This window comes from methanotrophic endosymbiont of Bathymodiolus puteoserpentis (Logatchev) (assembly GCF_900128525.1).
Taxonomy (GTDB): domain Bacteria; phylum Pseudomonadota; class Gammaproteobacteria; order Methylococcales; family Methylomonadaceae; genus Methyloprofundus.
The window spans coordinates 20,629-42,085 of the sequence record NZ_FQTQ01000048.1; the positions used below are offsets into that span (position 1 = coordinate 20,629).

Annotated in this window: 23 protein-coding genes; 14 read left to right on the forward strand and 9 right to left on the reverse strand. The window is 40.8% G+C overall.

The window, feature by feature from the left end; all coding sequences use genetic code 11:
• Positions 1–108: 108 nt before the first annotated feature.
• From hpf to BQ7314_RS02660, 9 genes are all read right to left on the reverse strand, one after another.
• The gene (hpf, locus tag BQ7314_RS02620; RefSeq protein ID WP_174482153.1) at positions 109–402 is read right to left on the reverse strand and encodes a ribosome hibernation-promoting factor, HPF/YfiA family; all 294 of its coding nucleotides are present in this window, start codon (positions 400–402) and stop codon (positions 109–111) included.
• Between the two features lie 49 nt (positions 403–451).
• Positions 452–1,903, reverse strand: coding sequence for an RNA polymerase factor sigma-54 (locus BQ7314_RS02625; protein ID WP_174482154.1), 1,452 nt, complete (start codon positions 1,901–1,903; stop codon positions 452–454).
• Positions 1,904–1,953: 50 nt separating this feature from the next.
• On the reverse strand, positions 1,954–2,679 hold the full coding sequence (lptB, locus tag BQ7314_RS02630; protein ID WP_174482155.1) for an LPS export ABC transporter ATP-binding protein: 726 nt from the start codon (positions 2,677–2,679) through the stop codon (positions 1,954–1,956).
• A gap of 6 nt (positions 2,680–2,685) precedes the next feature.
• A complete protein-coding gene (lptA, locus tag BQ7314_RS02635; protein ID WP_174482156.1) occupies positions 2,686–3,189 on the reverse strand; it encodes a lipopolysaccharide transport periplasmic protein LptA in 504 nt (167 codons plus the stop codon).
• Positions 3,182–3,751, reverse strand: coding sequence for an LPS export ABC transporter periplasmic protein LptC (lptC, locus tag BQ7314_RS02640; RefSeq protein WP_174482157.1), 570 nt, complete (start codon positions 3,749–3,751; stop codon positions 3,182–3,184). Before lptC ends, lptA begins: the two co-directional genes overlap by 8 nt.
• Positions 3,751–4,278, reverse strand: coding sequence for a KdsC family phosphatase (locus tag BQ7314_RS02645; RefSeq protein ID WP_174482158.1), 528 nt, complete (start codon positions 4,276–4,278; stop codon positions 3,751–3,753). The genes lptC and BQ7314_RS02645 overlap by 1 nt, the downstream gene beginning before the upstream one ends.
• A gap of 1 nt (position 4,279) precedes the next feature.
• A complete protein-coding gene (locus BQ7314_RS02650; protein WP_174482159.1) occupies positions 4,280–5,251 on the reverse strand; it encodes a KpsF/GutQ family sugar-phosphate isomerase in 972 nt (323 codons plus the stop codon).
• An 11-nt stretch (positions 5,252–5,262) separates the two neighbouring features.
• A complete protein-coding gene (locus BQ7314_RS02655) occupies positions 5,263–6,228 on the reverse strand; it encodes a calcium/sodium antiporter (protein ID WP_174482160.1) in 966 nt (321 codons plus the stop codon).
• A 565-nt stretch (positions 6,229–6,793) separates the two neighbouring features.
• Positions 6,794–7,912 (reverse strand): IS4 family transposase, encoded by a 1,119-nt coding sequence (locus BQ7314_RS02660; RefSeq protein WP_425356631.1) that lies wholly within the window; start codon positions 7,910–7,912, stop codon positions 6,794–6,796.
• A gap of 200 nt (positions 7,913–8,112) precedes the next feature.
• Here BQ7314_RS02660 and BQ7314_RS02665 point away from each other — a divergent pair, with 200 nt between their 5' ends.
• The 14 genes from BQ7314_RS02665 (at position 8,113) to BQ7314_RS02730 (ending at position 21,002) form a co-directional block, all read left to right on the forward strand.
• Positions 8,113–8,907 (forward strand): ABC transporter ATP-binding protein, encoded by a 795-nt coding sequence (locus BQ7314_RS02665; protein ID WP_174482161.1) that lies wholly within the window; start codon positions 8,113–8,115, stop codon positions 8,905–8,907.
• The gene (mlaE, locus tag BQ7314_RS02670; RefSeq protein ID WP_174482162.1) at positions 8,904–9,683 is read left to right on the forward strand and encodes a lipid asymmetry maintenance ABC transporter permease subunit MlaE; all 780 of its coding nucleotides are present in this window, start codon (positions 8,904–8,906) and stop codon (positions 9,681–9,683) included. Before BQ7314_RS02665 ends, mlaE begins: the two co-directional genes overlap by 4 nt.
• 2 nt (positions 9,684–9,685) lie before the next feature.
• The gene (gene mlaD / locus BQ7314_RS02675; protein ID WP_174482163.1) at positions 9,686–10,150 is read left to right on the forward strand and encodes an outer membrane lipid asymmetry maintenance protein MlaD; all 465 of its coding nucleotides are present in this window, start codon (positions 9,686–9,688) and stop codon (positions 10,148–10,150) included.
• 4 nt (positions 10,151–10,154) lie between these two features.
• Positions 10,155–10,463, forward strand: coding sequence for an STAS domain-containing protein (locus BQ7314_RS02680; RefSeq protein ID WP_174482164.1), 309 nt, complete (start codon positions 10,155–10,157; stop codon positions 10,461–10,463).
• Positions 10,464–10,472: 9 nt separating this feature from the next.
• Entirely contained in the window at positions 10,473–11,738 is a 1,266-nt protein-coding gene (gene murA / locus BQ7314_RS02685) for a UDP-N-acetylglucosamine 1-carboxyvinyltransferase (RefSeq protein WP_174482165.1), read from the forward strand.
• Between the two features lie 14 nt (positions 11,739–11,752).
• A complete protein-coding gene (hisG, locus tag BQ7314_RS02690; RefSeq protein ID WP_174482166.1) occupies positions 11,753–12,370 on the forward strand; it encodes an ATP phosphoribosyltransferase in 618 nt (205 codons plus the stop codon).
• A 13-nt stretch (positions 12,371–12,383) separates the two neighbouring features.
• Positions 12,384–13,685 (forward strand): histidinol dehydrogenase, encoded by a 1,302-nt coding sequence (hisD, locus tag BQ7314_RS02695; protein WP_174482167.1) that lies wholly within the window; start codon positions 12,384–12,386, stop codon positions 13,683–13,685.
• A 103-nt stretch (positions 13,686–13,788) separates the two neighbouring features.
• Positions 13,789–14,118 (forward strand): ASCH domain-containing protein, encoded by a 330-nt coding sequence (locus BQ7314_RS02700; protein ID WP_174482168.1) that lies wholly within the window; start codon positions 13,789–13,791, stop codon positions 14,116–14,118.
• Positions 14,119–14,138: 20 nt separating this feature from the next.
• Positions 14,139–15,227, forward strand: coding sequence for a histidinol-phosphate transaminase (hisC, locus tag BQ7314_RS02705; RefSeq protein WP_174482169.1), 1,089 nt, complete (start codon positions 14,139–14,141; stop codon positions 15,225–15,227).
• Between the two features lie 107 nt (positions 15,228–15,334).
• Positions 15,335–15,931 (forward strand): ubiquinol-cytochrome c reductase iron-sulfur subunit, encoded by a 597-nt coding sequence (petA, locus tag BQ7314_RS02710; protein ID WP_174482170.1) that lies wholly within the window; start codon positions 15,335–15,337, stop codon positions 15,929–15,931.
• Entirely contained in the window at positions 15,928–17,322 is a 1,395-nt protein-coding gene (locus BQ7314_RS02715; RefSeq protein WP_174482171.1) for a cytochrome b, read from the forward strand. Before petA ends, BQ7314_RS02715 begins: the two co-directional genes overlap by 4 nt.
• Positions 17,322–18,044, forward strand: a complete 723-nt coding sequence (locus BQ7314_RS02720) for a cytochrome c1 (protein ID WP_174482172.1) — start codon at positions 17,322–17,324, stop codon at positions 18,042–18,044. Before BQ7314_RS02715 ends, BQ7314_RS02720 begins: the two co-directional genes overlap by 1 nt.
• Before the next feature lie 91 nt (positions 18,045–18,135).
• On the forward strand, positions 18,136–18,462 hold the full coding sequence (locus tag BQ7314_RS02725; RefSeq protein ID WP_174482173.1) for a hypothetical protein: 327 nt from the start codon (positions 18,136–18,138) through the stop codon (positions 18,460–18,462).
• 200 nt (positions 18,463–18,662) lie between these two features.
• A complete protein-coding gene (locus BQ7314_RS02730) occupies positions 18,663–21,002 on the forward strand; it encodes a thioredoxin domain-containing protein (RefSeq protein ID WP_217423818.1) in 2,340 nt (779 codons plus the stop codon).
• Positions 21,003–21,457 lie beyond the last annotated feature (455 nt).

Consider the following 21,457-nt stretch of genomic DNA (forward strand, 5'->3'; position numbering starts at 1 on the left):
CACTACCCTTCAGGCAAAAAAATAACCTTACTATATTCTTATTTAAACTCAACTCTGTATGCATGGCTTTGCTATTTACTAATATTAAAGCCACGCATACAGCACAAATTAACCGCGGCGTGCTTGAATTTTTTCTTTATGTTTAATAATTTGACGGTCTAATTTATCAACCATATTATCAATAGCTGTATACATATTGTCTTGAACATCATCAGCAAATAATGTTGCACCACTAATTTGCACTGTCGCTTCTGCTTTTTGTTCTAATTTTTCTACTGTCAAAATAACATGCACATCAGTTACATTATCAAAATGACGTTTCAATTTACCAATTTTTTCTTCTACGTGTTGCTTCATTGCTTCTGTTACTTCAACATGATGACCCGTTATGCTAACTTGCATATGTTTAACTCCTAATAGTGCTCAAAAAAACAGTCATTATACTACTTTCTTAAAAAAGTCGCTTTCTTTGACTGGATGATGGAATAGATATTGCTTCGCGGTACTTAGCAATCGTTCGCCTTGCAACATTAATCCCCTTTTCTTTCAATAAATCCGCAATTTTACTGTCGCTTAATGGCTTTGCTGGATTCTCCGTACTAACTAACTCCTCGATAAACGCTCTAATGGCCGTGGCCGAGCATTCTCCTCCCGCAGATGTCGAAACATGACTGGAAAAAAAATACTTAAACTCAATAACACCATTAGGTAAATGCATATACTTCTGCGTGGTGACACGAGAAATAGTGGACTCATGTAACTCTAGCTCTTCTGCAATATCCCTTAGCACCATAGGTTTCATGGCAATTGCCCCATGCTCAAGAAACTCTATTTGCTTAGCAATAATACTTCGCCCAACACGCAGTAAAGTATCATTTCGGCTATGTAAACTTTTAATAAACCACTTTGCTTCCTGTAAGTGCTCTTTCATACTGACATTATCTTTACTGTTATCTGCCCGCTTAATCATACCCGAATAAAAGGGGTTAACACGTAATTTAGGTGCAATATCCGGGTTTAATTCAACCCGCCATTCTCCGCCAACCTTAAACACAAATAAATCAGGTATAATATATTCAGACTCACTCTGTTCAATAGATCGTCCAGGCTGCGGATCTAGCGAGCGTACCAGAGCAATAATTTCTGCTAATTTAGCCTCCGAAACAGCCAGCTTGCGCATTAACTTAACTTGGTCTTGTGCTGCCAGTATATCCAAAAATCGCTCAACCAATTCTAAAGCCAATACTTTAAAAGGCGTAGAATCTGGCAGTTGAACTAACTGTAAACGCAAACAATCCTGCAAATTTTCCGCTGCCACTCCCGCAGGATCAAACCGCTGCACTCGATGCAAAACAGCATACAACTCATCTGCTTCTAGATCCTCCAACTGCTCAACTAAACCCTGATAAATATCATCTGGCGTAGCGTTTAAATAACCATCGCCACTAATTGAATCAATAATCGCCATAGCGATAGCTCTATCCCTTTCAGTAAAGGGAAGCATCTCCATTTGCCATAATAAATGATCCTGTAAGCTATCCGCCTTACTGCGCTGCACCTCAAAATCAGGTATATCTCCAGCCGGCTCGGCTGCAGTACCCATTTGCACTGGCTCAAAAACATCTTCCCAAGAACTATCGGTAGGCAACTCATCGGGCACATCCGTTTGCGAGCCTTCACTACTCAGCTGATCCGTTCTGTCTACTGAATTTTCAACGACTTTTTGCTCATTTAAAGACGAAGCATCATCTTCAATAACCTCCAGCATCATATTGGAATCCAATGCTTGCTGGATTTCTTGTTGTAAATCGAGCGTTGATAGCTGCAGCAACTTGATCGCCTGCTGTAACTGGGGGGTCATAGACAACTGCTGACCCATACGGAGCTGCAAAGACTGTTTCATTCCGTTAGCTTACCTTATTATCAAACAAAGAAAACACCATAAATCATTCCTTAAAGACTAAAATTCTCACCCAAATAGACACGTCGCACCTCTTCATTGGCAACAATGTCAGCAGAAGAGCCTTCGGCAATTACCTGCCCTGCATTTAAAATATAAGCCCGATCACAAATGCCTAGTGTCTCACGCACATTATGCTCGGTAATTAAAACACCAATATTTCTATCTTTTAAATGGGCAATGATTTTCTGAATTTCAATAACTGAAATAGGGTCAACGCCAGCAAAAGGCTCATCCAACAAAATAAACTCAGGATCTGTTGCTAATGCTCTGGCAATTTCAACTCTTCGGCGCTCACCACCGGACAAACTCATCCCTATATTATGGCGAATGTGGGTAATACTAAATTCTGCTAATAATTCATCAATAATGAGTTCTATTTTTTCCTTGCTCAGTTCTTTTCTTAATTCCAGTACGGCACGCAGGTTATCCTCAACACTTAACTTACGAAAGACAGAAGCCTCCTGCGGCAAATATCCTATCCCCATCTTAGCGCGTATATGCATCGGGTATTGAGTAATATCTATATCATTATAAAAAATATACCCTGAATCTGCACGCACCAAGCCAACCACCATATAAAAGCTCGTGGTTTTCCCCGCACCATTTGGCCCTAATAAACCAACAATCTCATGGCTACCTACATGCAAAGACACATCATGAACCACAGTACGCTTGCCATAAGTCTTGCCAATATGTTTTGCTGACAAAATCGCCATAATTACTTATTTAGAGTCACTTTTAGGCTGTAAAATCACATGCACACGCTTACTTGATGAGCCCACTTGCCCGGCCTTAACTACCTCACTAGCACGATCATATTCTATTCTTTCACTAGCCGTACTATTTCCACCCTGCCAAATCACTGCTTTTTGCATCATTATCAATAATTCAGTTTCTGGATAATATTCGATAATCAGGGAGTTACCATGCACATCTTCTTTACCCGCTTCAGGGGTTTGTTGAAATTTTACCGGCGTTCCCGTCGCAATCATTTTTTTAATTTCCCTATCCTGTAAATAAACAACGACCTTATCGGCATCTAAGCGCATAGTTCCCTGAACAATAACAACCTTACCAGTATAAGTGCTCAAACCTTTTCTATCATCATAAAACCCCGAATCCGATTCAATAGTAACTGGCTGCTTAGTATCGCTTTCTAGCGCATACACGTGCATACAAAAAGTCATCATCAATGCAAAAAATATTTTCAATATTCCTTTATTCATATACATGCTTACCTTTAACACTTGCTAATAATTCAATGGATAAAGGATCCTGATAAATCAACCTCATCCCTACCCCCGACATTCTATTAGCCTCACTCACTAGCTCAGCCCAATCATCTGTTTCTGCATAATTCCGTTTTGGTTCTATACGTAAATTTGTTGTTTTAATACTCACTTCACGCACCGACTCTGCTGCCGTACGATCAATCGTTACCTGTCCTTGTAGAAATATCTTCTCACCACCCGAAACAATAACACCTGTCTGCGCACGAATAATCCAAGGAGGTAAAAGTCCTTGATATAACGTCATTACTGGCTTAGTCAACGCCGTTTCATCATTATCACTGTAATGTGCAGCATAATCAGCATCTAATTTTTCTTTTGCAACGCCTAATTCACTCATCTGCGTTTTACTATAATTTAGCGCAAAATAATCTACACCATGTACAGTTTTCGCTAAAATTTTTTGAGTCTCGTTATCACCACTACGATTAGCCGCCCACATCGAAACCAAGAAAATCAAGAACAAAAAAATAGCACCTTTATATTGCTGCAACAACATCAACTTGTTTTATATGACTCAACCAGTGCCATCAACTTATCTTGTGCTTGCAAGATAAAATCACATACTTCACGTACCGCACCCAGCCCACCAACTTGCCGCGTCTGCCAATCTACATAAGGCAAAATTTGTTCATTAGCATCTTGCACAGCAATAGCTAAACCAACCCGCGTTAATACTGGCAAATCAATTAAATCATCCCCCACATACGCCACTTGTTCAAGGGCGCAGCCTGTTTGCAACAAAATATCTTGCAGTGCAACCCCCTTATCTAATTGCTCGAGATAAACCAAATCAATACCTAGCATCTCCATACGTAAAGCAACAGGCTTAGAGCCTCGGCCAGAAATTATTGCCACCTTAATACCTGATTTTTGCAATAACTTAATACCCAAACCATCACGCACATTAAAAGATTTATACTCTTTACCTTGCTGATCAAAATAAAGTTTACCATCCGTTAACACGCCATCAACATCCAAAATCAATACTTTGATTTTTTTTGCTTTTTCCGTTCTATCTTGCATATCAAACGATTCCTGCATAAATTAAATCGTGCATATTAAGCGCACCTACAACTTTATTTTCGTTATTCACAACGATTAAAGCATTAATTTTCTTTTCTTCCATTATCTGCATTGCCTCAGCCGCCAAAATATCTGGCCGTACTACCTGGCAGTTTTCGGTCATTACATCAGCCACCTGCGCGGTATTAATATCGAGCGATTTTGCCAATAAACGACGTAAATCACCATCCGTAAAAATACCCAACAAATAACCCTGCGCATCTATAACAGCCGTCATACCTAACTTTTTAGCCGTCATCTCTACTAATGCATCCATAACCCCCACACCACCTAAAACAATAGGCAATTGATCCCCCGCATGCATAATATCGCTAACTAAAACCAACAAACGCCTCCCTAAACTCCCGCCAGGGTGAGATAGAGCAAATTCATCGCGTGTGAATCCCTGCAAGGTCATCAAACTTACCGCAAGCGCATCACCCATAACAAGTGCAGCCGTTGTGCTCGCAGTAGGAGCTAGACCTAAAGAGCAGGCTTCTTTTTCTACCGCATTACTAATATGCGCAGAAGAAAATTTAGCTAAAGTAGAGTCTGATCTCCCAGTCATAGCTATCATCGGCACAGCAAGGCGTTTAATCAAGGGTAATAAGGTCACAATCTCAGTCGTTTCACCTGAATTAGACAAGACCAATACGACATCTTGCCGAGTAATCATACCTAAATCACCATGACTCGCCTCACCAGGATGCACAAAAAAAGCCGGTGTTCCTGTGCTCGCCAAAGTTGCCGCAATCTTTCCTGCAATATGCCCCGACTTGCCCATCCCTGTGACAACAACCCTACCTCGACAAGCCGCAATTAAATGACAAGCTTGAATAAAATTTTCATCAATTTTTGCGCTTAGCGCATTAACTGCCTGCGCTTCTATATTAATAACTTCGCAGGCCGTGGCCATCAACTGCTTATCATCCATATCTACTTACCTTATAAAGCAGTGCTTTGAAAAATAGTCCACTGATAAAACAAATAAGCTGACAATAGTGCCGAACCTTCCCAGCGGTTAATATTACCCGCCTTAGAAAACCCTAGTCCTAAAATAAATAACACGCCTGTCATGCCCAACAAAACAGGAAAATCACGGCTAATAACCGTTGCATCCACAGGACCTGGGGCTATCAAAGCCGGCAAAGAATACACAGCTAATAGATTATAAACATTAGAGCCAATGACATTACCAACTGCTAAATCATCTTCACCTTTTAATACACTACTAATAGATGCCGCTAGTTCAGGCAAACTCGTACCAAGAGCAACAATAGTCAAACCAATCACCAAATCACTCACCCCCATCGTTTGAGCAATATTTACCGCGGCCCAAACTAACACTTTTGAGCTAAGCAATAACCCAATCAACCCTACTGCGAAATATATCCAAGCCTTGCGATTAGGCATTGACTCAGGAATTTCAGCTTCCATTTCCTGAGCTAAAACATCTTTCTCTCGGCCAGCTAAAGCGCTACTAACCAACCAAAATAGAAATAAAGCCAACGCAACCAACATTATTATGCCGTCAACAAAACTTAAGCCATCTAAAGCCAATACATAACACAAAATACTAATAAGCATTAAAGCAGGCAGTTCGCGTTTTAATAAACCTGAATGAAAAGCCAACGGAGATATTAATGCTGTACATCCTAATATTAAGCCAATGTTTGCAATATTAGAACCAATAGCATTACCAATCGCTAAGCCTGGATTACCCTGAACAGAAGCCAAGAGTGCCACTAAAACCTCAGGCGCCGAAGTCCCCAGGCCAACAATGGTTAAACCAACCAATAAGGGTGAAACGCCGAAATTACGCGCAATCGACGAAGTCCCATCAACAAACCAATTTGCTGCAAAAACCAAAGCAACTAAACCTATGGCTAAAACAATAAAATCAATTAACATAATTATTTTGGTGTAAAAATTGCTTATTGTGCCATAAAAGATCGACCATAACCGTACACCTACTTATAAAACAGCAAATTTAAATTTATAATGCGACAAAAAACGCCTCACTCCACGTTATTACTTCAGCAGATAAAGACCATGGCGATACTAAGAACCAAGCTGCTTATTTACAATGCTATCCACCAAAGCAGGCAAGCACGTATCCCGCAGGTTTCAATGACACTTGTAATAATGGCAGACACGCGCACACCTACCTGAGGCAATCATTCAGCCCCCCTTTTTTAGAAAACACCAAAATACCTCGTCATTCCTGTATACTTTTAGTAACAACTAATAGCAACAAACAGATTCCCAACTTAGGGTTGGTGATATTTTTATGAAACAGTGAGCAGCTACCTATGTGCATAAATAAAGCTAACCTTGAATGCTGCAGTCTAATAGACGTAACATCATTCACACACTACAAAACTAAAGGCTCTCGAAATAATGGGTCTATCCATTAAATAAATTTATCCAACAGACAAGATTTAAGTTTAAATTCTCTGTACACGACAAAAAATTATCAAGTACTCTGTTCACTATAAAAGCCCTTGTTCTCCGAGCTAGGGCGCAGTAAAGAAATCAACTTCTTCCTCAATTTCTTGGACTGAGAAAACGTATTAAATAATTCGGAACGAATACAATCTAAACCATACCTAAAGATACTTTGTGCGGGTCGTTGGTGTGTTTTTGTTTTGATGGGTAATACAGAATTATTTTTCCACTCACCGACTTTATGAGACCAACAAAACGCAATCACAGGTAAAACCAATAATTTCTTGATACGAAGATAACCCACAACGCGTGTCTCTTCAAGATTAAACCCTCGCCCTTTTAAACACCCAAATAAAGTTTCAATTTCCCAGCGTAAACCATACACTTCAATTGCATTCTGGTGGAAGCTTGAGGTAGCCACTATCAATAACTGACCATCACTCAAACGAAGACCGCTAAGATATACGGGGCATACACCTAATAATCTTGAATCAGTTAAAGTGAGTGTTTCACCCACTTTCAGCGATTGAAACAAGCGATCGACTCGGATTTTCTCCCCCCGGCTATTAAATGTATAGCTATTGTTACGAATCCGAATAGTGAAAGGAATTTCTTCCTGAATCAGCCACCCTATCCATTTGTCGCCAATAAATTCACGGTCAGCCAACAATCCTTTTATATGGTTTTGCCCAAACTGACCGATAAATCGTTTCATTAACGCGATACGTTCTCGCCAGTTAGAATTGCCTCGTTTATTCAAGGGCAACCAATACACAGGAATAGCCGCTCCTTTGTAAACAACAGCAAGAACCAATAAATTGATATTGATTTTCCCCCACTTCCAGTTGGTTCGATCCAGTGAGAGATAGAAGTCATTTTCTGTAAAGCCAAAAAGTTTCATGACAAAGCTGGCCACTTCATTGTAATCTAGCCAATGGTGACTAAAAAATCGTTGTATCCGCCTATAGCGCGACGCAATTAATGCCCGACTGGGAAAAAATAAAGCAAGCTGAGTCAGATTCACCGTACCTACAGTCATTAATGCGATTAGCATTCCCACAAAACAATTCATTCTTGCCTTGTTCCAATGGAAATGCTCGTTTAATATAGTCGTTAGTTCGTTGATTTGTAATTGTCCGCTATTCATGTTTTGCCAAAACAAAAATAGGATATTTGATTACATTTCAACGAACTATGCCACCTTTTTAGATTTTTTGTCGTGTACAGAGGTTTAAATTATAGTGTGCAGATTTTGATAAAGCTACCTTGGCTCTGAAAAAACGCCTGTAAACTCAGGCTTTCAATTATAATACTTACTTTTTTGCGCAACAGATAAAAAATTTTCTTATGATTTCCATACGTAACTTAACTTTCTCGCGTGGCAACAGAAAAATTTTTGATAATATCTCACTCGATATTATGCCGCATAAAATCACCGCCATTATGGGGCCCAGTGGCACAGGAAAAACCACCTTACTAAAACTAATCAGCGGACAAATAAAACCCGATAGTGGCAGTATCTTTGTCGACCAACAAAACGTCACCACTCTTTCGCGCAGCAAACTCTTCACCTTGCGCAAAAAAATGGGTATGCTCTTCCAAAGTGGCGCATTACTTACCGATATGTCTGTATACGATAATATTGCCTTTCCTATTCGTGAACATACTCACTTACCTGAATCTATGATTCGCACCGTGGTACTCATGAAATTAAATGCCGTTGGCTTACGTGGAGCACGCGACTTAATGCCCAGTGAGTTATCCGGCGGCATGGCAAGGCGTGTCGCGATGGCGAGAGCTTTAGCGCTCGACCCCAATATGATCATGTATGACGAGCCCTTTACTGGGCAAGATCCAATTTCATTAGGTGTTTTAGTAAAACTTATTCAAACGCTCAATCAAACACTAGGCTTAACCAGCATTATTGTCTCTCACGACGTACAAGAAACTGCCGCCATTGCTGATTATATTTACCTCTTATCCGCAGGAAAGATTGCCGGTCAAGGCACACCCGAAGCACTTAATACGTCAGAATCCGCATGGGTTCAGCAATTTATGCAAGCCAAAGCTGATGGCCCAGTGCCTTTTCATTACCCTGCACATGACTTCACCAGTGACCTACTCGCTAATAAAAAGCAATGAATATATTCCAAGTACTAGGTCAATCCACCTTAAAATCACTAGCTAAACTAGGCCGTGGCAGCCTATTTTTTATATCCATTTTAAGTGGTTTAGGCTATGTATTAAAACGCCCTAACTTACTAATGAAGCAACTCTATAGTGTTGGCGTACTAACGTTCTGGTTAATTTGCATCGCCGGTCTTTTTGTCGGCATGGTGCTTGGACTACAAGGCGTATATACTTTATCTACCTTTGGTGCTGATTCGTCATTAGGTATTATGGTCGCAGCCTCTTTAGTTAGAGAGCTAGGCCCCGTGGTCAGTGCCTTACTCTTTGCCGGTCGAGCAGGCTCTGCTTTAACCGCTGAAGTTGGATTAATGAAAGCAACCGAACAACTTTCAGGCATGGAAATGATGGCTGTTGATCCGCTTAAATACATTATTGCCCCACGCTTTTTTGCCGGATTTATTTCCTTGCCATTGCTAGCCGCTTTATTTAGCGCTATTGGTGTTATAGGCGGACATTTAGCGGGCGTAGAATTATTAAACGTCGATGCTGGCGCTTACTGGTCACAAATGCAAAGCTCCATCGACTTTTATGATGATATTATCAACGGCATCATAAAAAGTATTATTTTTGCTTGGCTAGTGTCTTGGATTGCTTTATTTGAAGGCTACGATGCCCTGCCTACATCAGCAGGCATTAGTCGTGCAACGACACGCACTGTCGTTAACTCTGCATTTGCTATCCTTCTATTTGACTTTTTATTAACCGCCCTTATGTTTGGAGCTAACTAATCATGCAGTACAGATCCCTAGAGATTTTAGTCGGATTTTTTGTCAGTATCGCTATTGCTGCTTTATTTTTTCTTGCCTTACAAGTCAGTAACTTTAGCGCACTAAAAGACCATGGCAGCTATGCCGTAAAAGCACATTTTGATGATGTTGGCGGTCTAAAGACAAAAGCACTCGTCTCTATGGCAGGTGTGCCTATCGGCCGTGTCACTGAGATTAATTTCGATGCTCAAAATTATGATGCCTTGGTCACTATGCGCATAGACTCGCGCTATAACACCTTACCAACTGATACCTCAGCAAGCATACTGACCTCGGGTTTATTAGGTGACAAATATATAGGCTTAACAGCCGGTGGACTTGATGAATTTTTAAAAAATGGCGACACCATTGACCTAACTCAATCAGCATTAGTACTGGAACGACTTATCAGCCAATTCCTATTTAACTCATCAGATAAGTCTGAATAAAATCATGCAAAACATACAAATCACCCGCCCGAAGCCGGAGTGTTACTTGCTTAAAGGAGATCTAATTTTTAGCACTATTAATAAGACTGTGTTAAGAACCCTAGACCTTAAACAATCCCCTTCTAGCATCACTATCAACTTACAACAGGTTGGTGAAATTGATAGCGCTGGTCTTGCTTTACTTATAGAATGGATAAAATTTGCCCAAGCACATCAAAAAAAACTGTACTTTGACAATATCCCAGCACAGCTAACAGCCCTAGCAAAACTGAGTTACATCTCAGAAACCGACTTATTTACAACTAAAGCATAATTAAATAGTATGGATAAATTACTCATTACTGGCGGCAAAAAACTGACCGGCGAGCTAACCGTTTCAGGAGCAAAAAATGCAGCATTACCCATTTTAGCTGCCACATTACTCAGCGACACACCCGTCACCATTGGTAATATCCCTCATTTACATGACATCACTACCACCATGGAACTACTAGGTTGCATGGGCGTACAATTATCCGTTGATGAAAAACTCAATATTGAAGTCAATAGCAGCACGATTACTAAACTAGAAGCGCCTTACGAACTCGTACGCACCATGCGTTCATCTATTTTAGTGCTTGGACCTTTATTAGCGCGCTTCGGTCAAGCCGATGTTTCTCTTCCTGGGGGGTGTGCTATTGGTGCTCGCCCCGTAGATATTCATCTCGCTGGTTTAGAAAAAATGGGGGCTGAAATCAAGGTAGAAAATGGCTACATTCATGCTAAAGCGACACGTTTGCAAGGTTGTCGCTTAATTTTAGAGCAGGTCACCGTGACTGGCACAGAAAACCTGCTAATGGCGGCAACACTGGCAGAAGGTACAACTATTATAGAAAATGCAGCACGCGAACCAGAAGTTAACGACCTCGCACACTTCCTTAATAAAATGGGCGCAAAAATCAGCGGTATCGGCACTGACGTACTGACCATTGAAGGCGTTGAACACCTTGGCATAAAAGACTTACATTACAGTGTACTACCTGATCGTATCGAAGCTGGCACTTATTTAGTTGCTGCCGCAATAACCTGTGGCAAAATAAAGCTGAAAAAAATCCAGCCTATCTTATTAGATGCTGTTTTGGCAAAACTAGAAGAAGCGGGTGCTGAAATCACTACTGGAGAAGACTGGATTAAACTAGACATGCATGGCAAACGCCCTAAAGCAGTCTCTATTCGCACCGCACCCTTCCCTGCATTTCCAACTGATATGCAAGCGCAATTCACAGCTATGAACTGTATAGCAGAAGGTGTCAGCACCATCACCGAAACAGTTTTTGAGAATCGTTTTATGCATGTCCAAGAAATGCAGCGTATGGGCGCAAATATAAAACTAGAATCCAACACTGCTATTTGCACAGGCGTAGAAAAACTGACTGCTGCCCCCGTGATGGCAACAGACTTACGTGCGTCTGCTAGCTTAGTTCTCGCTGGCTTAGTCGGTGAGGGCGAAACACTCGTTGACCGCATCTATCATATTGATAGAGGTTATGACCATATCGAAGAAAAACTTTCACAATTAGGCGCAATTATTCGTCGCATTCCAAAATAAACGGGACTTTATTTATGTTAACTATTGCTGTTTCCAAGGGCAGAATATACGATGAAGCACTACCTTTACTGGCAGAAGCAAACATCATTCCCATAGACGACCCAAAAACGAGCCGTAAACTCATTTTGAGAACCAATCACCCTGACGTGCAGTTAGTCATTATTCGCGCTACTGACGTGCCTACTTTTGTAGAATATGGTGCTGCTGATTTAGGCATTGCCGGTAAAGACGTCTTAATCGAACATGATTCAGATAATTTATATGAACCACTAGACTTAAATATTGCCTGCTGTAAATTAATGACCGCAGCACGCAAAGAAGCTCCTGAAATTACTGGTCGCGTTCGAGTGGCGACTAAATACGTTAAGACAGCAGAACGCTATTTTGCCAGCAAAGGCATACAGGCAGAAATCATCAAGCTTTATGGCGCGATGGAACTTGCACCGATTGTTGGTTTGGCTGACTGCATTGTCGATGTCGTCGACACGGGCAACACCCTCAGGGCAAATGGCTTGGAACCGCGCGAATTGATTATGAATATTAGCTCACGCCTTGTAGTTAATAAAGCCTCAATGAAAATGAAACATCAAGTAATTCAGCCTTTACTTGATCAATTTGAAAAGACATTATGAACGATAAAAGCATATGACTAAATCCATCACACGCTTAAATAGCACCGACTCAAATTTTCAGGCACAACTAAAACATCTATTGGCTTGGGAAGAAAGCGCTGATCATGACGTTCATCAGCGAGTTTTAGATATTATTGATAATGTACGCAAAAATGGCAACCAAGCCGTCATTGATTACACGAATCAATTTGATCATTGCTCAGTCACTGATGCAGCACAACTCGAAATTTCTCAAGCACAATTAAAAGCAGCTTGGGATAATTTACCAGCGGATAAAACAGAAGCACTAGAAATTGCCGCAGCACGCGTGCGTGCTTATGCAAAAAAACAAAAAACAGAATCTTGGCAGTATACTGAAGCAGATGGCACGATTTTAGGCCAAAAAGTAACGCCTTTAGACCGCGCTGGACTCTATGTTCCAGGTGGTAAAGCAGCTTATCCTTCATCAGTATTAATGAACGCTATTCCTGCTAAAGTTGCAGGTGTTCGGGAATTAATTATGGTGGTACCTACGCCCCAAGGCGTAACTAATGAGCTTGTTTTAGCCGCTGCGTATTTAGCGGGTGTAGACCGTGCTTTTGCCATTGGTGGTGCGCAAGCTGTTGCAGCATTAGCTTATGGCACAGAAACGATTCCAGCAGTAGAAAAAATCGTTGGCCCTGGCAATATCTACGTTGCGACTGCAAAAAAATTAGTATTTGGTCAAGTTGGTATTGACATGATCGCCGGCCCCTCAGAAATTCTTATTATTTGTGATGGTAAAACAAACCCTGATTGGATTGCTATGGATTTATTCTCCCAAGCAGAACATGATGAGGATGCTCAAGCTATTTTGCTTTCAGACGACGCTGATTTTCTTGATGCTGTTGCCCAAAGCATAGACAGACTACTGCCAGAAATGGAGCGCGCTGAAATCATTAAAGCTTCGCTATCAGGTCGTGGCGCATTAATTAAAGTGGCATCATTAGAAGAAGCCGCTCAAGTTTCTAATACGATTGCACCTGAGCATTTAGAACTATCAGTAGAAAATCCTACTACTTTATGTGAGCATATTAATAATGCTGGGGCTATTTTTATGGGACGCTACACTGCTGAAGCATTAGGCGATTATTGTGCTGGACCAAATCACGTGCTCCCTACCTCTGGAACAGCGCGCTTTTCTTCACCCTTAGGTGTTTATGACTTTCAGAAGCGCTCTAGCCTAATTTTTTGCTCAGCGGAAGGCGCCAATACTTTAGGCAAAACCGCGTCCGTTCTAGCACGCGGTGAAAGTTTAACTGCCCATGCCCGTTCTGCGGAATATCGTTTAAAATAATGGTTTCCATGTTATGAGAGGGCAGCGGATAACGCATAGAACGAACTAAAGTCCGCCATTACCAAAAAACTAAGTTCCATTCTACTAACCAAGAGAAATTAATATGACAGATCTACCAGAAAAAACCTGTAGCATAGAGCGCCTAGTCACTCACCCTAAATTAGTCGAAGCAGCATTAAGTGGCAGAAAAACCCAACAACGTCGTGATGGCGTTTATGCTTATCCAAATGAAACCTTCACTTTAGAAGGGCAAAAATTTATTGTGACTGATCTGACGCGTGAAACAATTGGCGACATGACCGATGCCGAAGCTCAAGCTGAAGGCTACCCAAGCCTAGCTATGTACCGTGATTTAATATTAAGAATGCATGCCGGCATGGAATGGGATGAATCTGCTCCAGTTTGGGTACACCACTTCAAACGTGTCGATTAACCTAGATAATAAGCATATACATGACCGAGCAAGAACTCATTACTTCTGTTATTCGTCCTGAAATAAGAGCTTTAACGGCTTATAAAGTCGCTGATGCTTCAGGCTTTATTAAATTAGATGCAATGGAAAACCCTTACACATGGCCTGAAGAAATTAAAGTCGAATGGCTCAAGGCACTGCATGACGCTGAAATTAACCGTTACCCTGACCCTGAAGCAAAATCTTTGTGCCGTATTCTCAAAGAATATAATCAAATTCCAGCAGACAGTGACCTTTTATTAGGTAATGGATCGGATGAAATCATTCAGCTATTACTGATGGCATTACCTGCCAATTCGACGGTAATGGCACCAGAGCCTAGCTTTGTCATGTACAAGCAAATCGCACAATGTTTAGGGTTAAATTACCAAGGCGTGCCTCTACTCGCAGATAATTTTGAACTGGATTTAGACGCAACTTTAGCAACTATTAAAAAGCAGCAACCGGAAATTATCTTTCTCGCTTATCCAAACAACCCTACTGGAAATTTATTTGATAACGAAGCCATTGAGCAGATTATTCAACAGAGCAAAGGCTTAGTTATTATTGATGAGGCTTACGCGCCTTTTACCGATTTTAGTTTTATTCAACAACTAAAAAAATATACTAATTTACTCGTGATGCGTACGGTATCTAAACTTGGTTTAGCCGGTTTACGCCTAGGTTTTATTGCTGGTAATCCCGCTATTATTCGTGAACTAAACAAAGTAAGATTACCCTACAATATTAATATACTGACCCAAGTCAGCGTAGAGTTTGCTTTAAAGCACCCAGAGATGTTTGCCGAGCAAACTAACACTATTTGCACTGAACGTGCACGTATGTTTCTCCAGTTAAGCGTAATAAAAGAAGTCACACCCTGTCCAAGTGCAGCAAATTTTATTCTTTTCCGAACACCTACAGATAGCGCAACAGAAATTTTCCAGCGATTAAAAGAACAAGGGATTTTAATTAAAAATTTAGCCCCGCAAAAAGGCTTACTAAATGATTGTTTGCGCGTCACCATTGGTAAACCTGAAGAAAATAATGCATTCATAAAAGCACTAAAAACTGCATTACAAGCCTGCTAATAATTAAAAGTTTAATAGAATGGGCTTCAAAAGCAAGTGACTCTAAGGTACTATTGAACAAATAAAAATGATAAAAGTGTGTACACACACAACGAGGAGCGTAATATATGAGCGATCAAGGCGTCGATAGATCCAAACGCCAATTTCTGACAACAGCTTTAACCGTCGTCGGTGCTGTTGGTACAGGTTACATTGCAGTACCTTTTCTGTCACAAATGCAACCTAGCACCAAGGCAAAAGCGGCTGGAGCACCTGTAGAAATTGATATTAGTAAAATGGAAACTGGACAACTTATCCGTGCTGCATGGCGAGGTAAACCTGTCTGGGTTCTTAACAGAACACCTGAAGTATTAGAAATTCTGGCAACCGAGACCGATAAGCTAGCAGATCCTAACTCACTAGAATCCAACCAACCTGAATCTAGTAATAATGAATTTCGCTCCATTAAACCTGAAATTTTTATTGCTGTTGGTCTGTGTACTCACTTGGGCTGTTCACCAACCTTCCGTCCAGAAATCGCACCGAATGATTTAGGAGAAGACTGGAAAGGCGGCTTCTTTTGCCCTTGTCATGGCTCTGGCTTCGATCTAGCTGGCCGCGTATTCAGAGGCGTCCCTGCACCGACTAACTTAGATGTGCCACCCCACCACTATCTTTCAGAGACACGGATTTTAATTGGTGATGAATCAGGAGCTGATGCATGAAAACTCATCTAGAAAATTGTGGCAATTGGTTTCTTGACCGTTTCCCACTCACTAAACTGTGGAATGACCACATGGCGCAATATTACGCGCCAAAAAACTTTAACTTCTGGTACTTTTTTGGATCCCTAGCATTACTTGTGTTAGTTAACCAGTTCGTTACCGGTATTTTACTGACCATGAACTATAAGCCTGATGCTGGCTTGGCTTTTGATTCTGTCGAATATATTATGCGCGAGGTCCCCTGGGGCTGGCTGGTGCGCTATATGCACTCCACCGGTGCTTCCGCCTTCTTTCTAGTCGTTTATTTACATATGTTCCGAGGACTTATCTACGGTTCATTCAAGCAACCTAGAGAGCTCATTTGGATCTTCGGTATGCTCTTATTTGTTGCCTTAATGGCAGAAGCATTTATGGGCTATTTACTACCTTGGGGACAGATGTCTTACTGGGGCGCGCAGGTTATTATCTCGCTATTTAGCGCGATTCCTGTTATTGGCGATGACCTATCCTTATGGGTTCGCGGAGATTATGTTATTTCCGATGCAACGTTAAACCGTTTCTTTGCCTTCCACGTTATTGCTATTCCCATTATTTTACTCATGTTAGTTTTCTTACACATTGTTGCCTTGCATGAAGTGGGCTCCAATAATCCAGATGGCATTGAAATCAAAGCATCAAAAGACCCTTGGGGACATCCGGTTGACGGCATTCCCTTTCACCCCTATTACACGGTCAAAGATATAGTCGGGGTTTCTGTCTTTATCTTCTTTTTTGCTACAGTACTATTCTACATGCCTGAAATGGGTGGCTACTTCCTAGAACATGCCAACTTTATTCCTGCAGATCCATTAGCGACACCTGAGCATATTGCACCCGTTTGGTATTTCACGCCATTTTATGCAATCTTAAGAGCGATTCCTGATAAGTTTGCTGGAGTTATCGCTATGGGAGGCGCGATTGTCGTTTTATTCTTATTACCTTGGTTAGATCGTAGTCCCGTTAAATCAATTCGTTACCGCGGCGGTATCTATAAAAAAGCACTTTTAATGTTTGTTATTAGCTTTTTAGGTTTAGGCTATTTAGGTATGCAAGCACCTACAGCAGGCGCAACTATCATGGCACGTATTTTTACGGCTATGTACTTTGGTTTCTTTTTACTAATGCCTATTTATACGCGCTGGGAAAAAACCAAACCTGTACCGAAACAATTAACAGAACAACCGACAATCGAAGACCGCATTCCTGGCTGGAAAGCAACTTTTTGTGAAATGGTTAAAGAAGTTCCGATCGAAAAGGATGGGACAACTGTTATGCGTAAACGACCTGACACATCAGGCATTATTAATGTGTTGATGCGTACTGCTAAAAACCTAAAAGCGAGTTTAGACTAATGAAAAAATTACTCCAAATCTGTCTATTACTCTTGGTTCCTCTTGGTGCTTTTGCTTCAGCAGGAATAGAGCTAGAAGATGCTGATATTGACTTAACTGACCACCAATCATTAGAAAATGGCGCACACCTATATGTGCAATATTGCTTAGGTTGTCATTCGACGAAATATATTCGTTACCTCAATCTAGCCGATGATTTCAATATTGATCAACAAGAAATTTTAAAGAAAGTGGCACCCGAAGGCGCTGGCATTTATGACAAAATGCTCACTGCAATGAATGGCCATGATGCTAAAAAGTGGTTTGGTACTACACCGCCTGATTTATCGCTTATTGCTCGCTCAAGAGGTGAAGATTGGTTAGTTAGCTATTTAAAAGGTTTTTACCAAGATACTAGCAAACAAAGAGGCGTAAATAACACTGTTTTCCCTGATGTTGCTATGCCTAATCCACTTTGGCAGCTTCAAGGCGTACAAAAAGCGATCATTAAAACCATTGATGGTCGTGAAGTCATTACTGGTCTCGTCATTACAGAGCCCGGCACTATGACAGCCAAGCAATTTGATAAAGCAGTTAATGATATTGTTGCTTTCCTTGTGTATGCTGGCGAGCCCGCACAAGTACAGCGACGAAGCATGGGTAAATATGTTTTATTATTTATCTTAATGTTTGGTGTCATTGCCTATTTATTGAAAAAAGAATACTGGAAGGACGTACACTAACCCGCCTCCTTTTGCAGATACAAAAAAAGCGCTACTTCTTACGAACTAGCGCTTTTTTTATCTCCACTATTAATAAAATAAATAGCTTATTATGAAAAAATACCTACTGATTAGCCTATTAACCTGCCTATTATTCATTCCAACGCTGCATGCGAAAACTCCCGCCATAGCAGATAAAGCACGTTACGATCCAATGTTTGTCCCCATCGACATATTGTTATTTCGCCCGCTCAGTTTAGCAACGACAATCGCAGGTTCTGCACTCTTTATCGCAGTGTCACCCTTTACAGCATTAAGCTCCATTGCGCCACCACATGATGCTTTTGAGCGTGTTGGTGATATATTTGTAGTTTTACCCGCTACCTATACATTTATGCGCCCTATTGGTGATAAACGCTTTACACGCAATTATGATTGAATGCAGAGCCATAAAATACGCTTGCAAAGCCCCTAGGACAGTTTGTACGCCACTTAACGAACCGAGAGATAAGCCAGCTTGATATTTATACTCTTTTAAGGTGTATTAACTTTTACGTTACCTAGACTCTGAAACCTAGCTAACATTAACTCAATGATATACTATAAAAAATAGCAATAAATAGTGACACGGTGGCACAAATGTTCAAAACCCTATTAATCTCAGTACCTCTCTTAGGGAGCATGATGACGATAAATGCAACAGAACTTGATGTCACTTTAGCCGCTGCGCTGGTCAAAAAAGGAACTAATTTTCACCCTCGAACCAGCCACCTTACCGCAGACGGCCGACCGCAATACACTAACCGCCTGATTTTAGAAGATTCACCTTATTTGCTCCAACATGCTAATAACCCTGTTAACTGGTATGCATGGGGGGCAGAAGCCTTTGCGGCAGCCAAACGTGAACATAAACCTATTTTTTTATCGATTGGTTATTCCACTTGTCACTGGTGCCATGTTATGGAGCATGAGAGCTTTGATAATATCGCTGTGGCTAAATTAATGAACCAATACTTTATTAATATCAAAGTAGATCGTGAACAACGCCCTGATATTGATGAGACTTATATGACTGCCGTTAGTTTAATGACAGGCCGTGGTGGTTGGCCTATGTCGAGTTTTATTACTCCAGAAGGCAAAACATTTTGGGGTGGAACCTATATTCCTCCCGAACAATTTAAGCAATTACTGATAGATGTTCACGGTGTATGGCAAAACCAACACGATAAAGTTGAACAGCAAGCAGAGCAAGTTGCAGCTGCTGTCGCCAAGGTAAATAAAGCTAAAAATAAAAGTGCTCAGATCAATGCTTTGCTAATCAAGCAAGCAACGCAAGTAATATTAACGAACTTTGACCCTATTCATGGTGGCTTTTCACCCGCACCGAAATTTCCCAATGAATCAGAATTATTTTTATTATTAGACCAAACGAAACGCACAGGCAATAAAACATTATTACATGCCGTAGAGGTTACTCTAAATGCAATGGCACAAGGGGGTATTTATGATCAAGTAGGCGGTGGTTTTCACCGGTATTCCACTGATAATCAATGGTTAGTGCCACACTTTGAAAAGATGCTCTACAACCAAGCTCACCTGTCCAGAGTTTATTTACAAGCCTATGAATTAACCCAAAATCCATTTTATGCACGCATAGCTCGGCAAACATTAGATTATGTCCTACGAGAAATGACCGCCGAGAAAGGCGGTTTTTATTCTGCTAGCGATGCAGATAGTGACGGAAAAGAAGGTAGTTTTTATATCTGGACACCGACAGAAATTAAAACCACTTTAACGCCTGATGATGCAAGTTTAGCCATCTCTTTATTTGGTGTAACAAAAACAGGCAATTTTGAAGGTAAAAATATTCTTTATTTACCACAAAGTTTAGCTACTTATGCTGACAATCATCAACTAGAAACAGCTGACTTGCTCAATAAAATAGATGCTATTTTAGACACATTACGTAAGGCACGAGCACAACGTGTTCCACCTTTTCGAGATGATAAAATTATCACAGCATGGAATGGCATGATGATAAGTAGCTTAGTGGAAGCGAGCCAGCTATTAAATGAGCCTCGTTACCTAAATGCTGCCAAGAAAAATGCTAATTTTCTCTGGCAAAGCAATCGTACTAGAGATGACAACTTATGGCGAGTACATTTAGAGGGTAACTCATCAATAAAGGCTGTCCAAGAAGATTATGCTTATCTTGCAGAAGGTTTAATTGCTTTATATGATGCAACCCAAAATTCACTCTATTTAAGCCGTGCAGAGGCCTTAACAAACACAATGATCACTCAATTTTGGGATAATGATGATGGTGGTTTTTTTATGGGCGCACCGAGTACTCTTTCCACCATGGCAAGATCAAAACAAAGTTCTGACGGCGCTATTCCTTCAGGCAATTCTGTCGCGCTTAATGTCTTGGCAATGCTAAGCCGGCGTAAGGCTAGTCTTGACTACGAAACTAAAGCTAAACAAACGCTATCCACCTTTTCTGAGCAAATCACAGCCTATCCTAGCGCTTATAGTTATATGTTATTAGGTGCCAATAAAGTATTAGCGGGTGAAACCAGCACCCAACAATATGCAGCAAAAGGAGCTGTCTCTATTCATGCCCGCATTGAAACTAAAGGCCAGCAAGACAAGCTTGTGTTAGCTATTAAAATACATGATGGCTGGCATATTAATGCGAATAATCCCTTAGATAAAGAGTTAGTCCCAACTACGTTGAAGCTTACTGATACTAATACCTCGCAACTGCAACCGATAATTTATCCCAAGGCAATAGAAAAAAAGCTGGGCTTTAGTCAACAACCGTTAGCTTTGTATGAAGGAGATATTGAAATAACAGCACCGATTACAAAAATAGCGGGTAGCAAAAAAAACATACTACCTGTTGAATTAAGTCTGCAAGCGTGTAACCATCTGGTCTGTTTAGCACCTGAAGTGATCACTTTTAAGCTAATGAAATAAATTTTACAATTCAACCTACTAATAAGGGACATTGAAAACATATAGCAGAAAGTTTGTGGGAGGGACTTTTATCCGCGCCTTTATATAAGTCGTAAGAAAAGGCTCCACTCACTGAAAGTCTTACACTAATACAGTTTGTGACACTGTAGAACTAAACTCAGTCACCTCGCCAATGGTATAAAACTGCTGATGAAAGCTATCATCAAGTTCGACATAGCTAAATACTCTGCTCTAATGGGCATGTAAGATGAGGTATTTAAACAAACAAACTTCGAACGAACACTTTTGAGGGTTCTTCCACAGTCCTCTTAGTTTATGCTCCGAATGCCATTCTAAGCAATTTGGCTTATTAGAGAACGTTGGATAAGGTCTTTCGTCGTAGGCCGGAAAAGACGAAGCCACCTTCCGGCAATAACCATCTTTAACTTAAGTTCTCTCATGCCGAATGACTCACC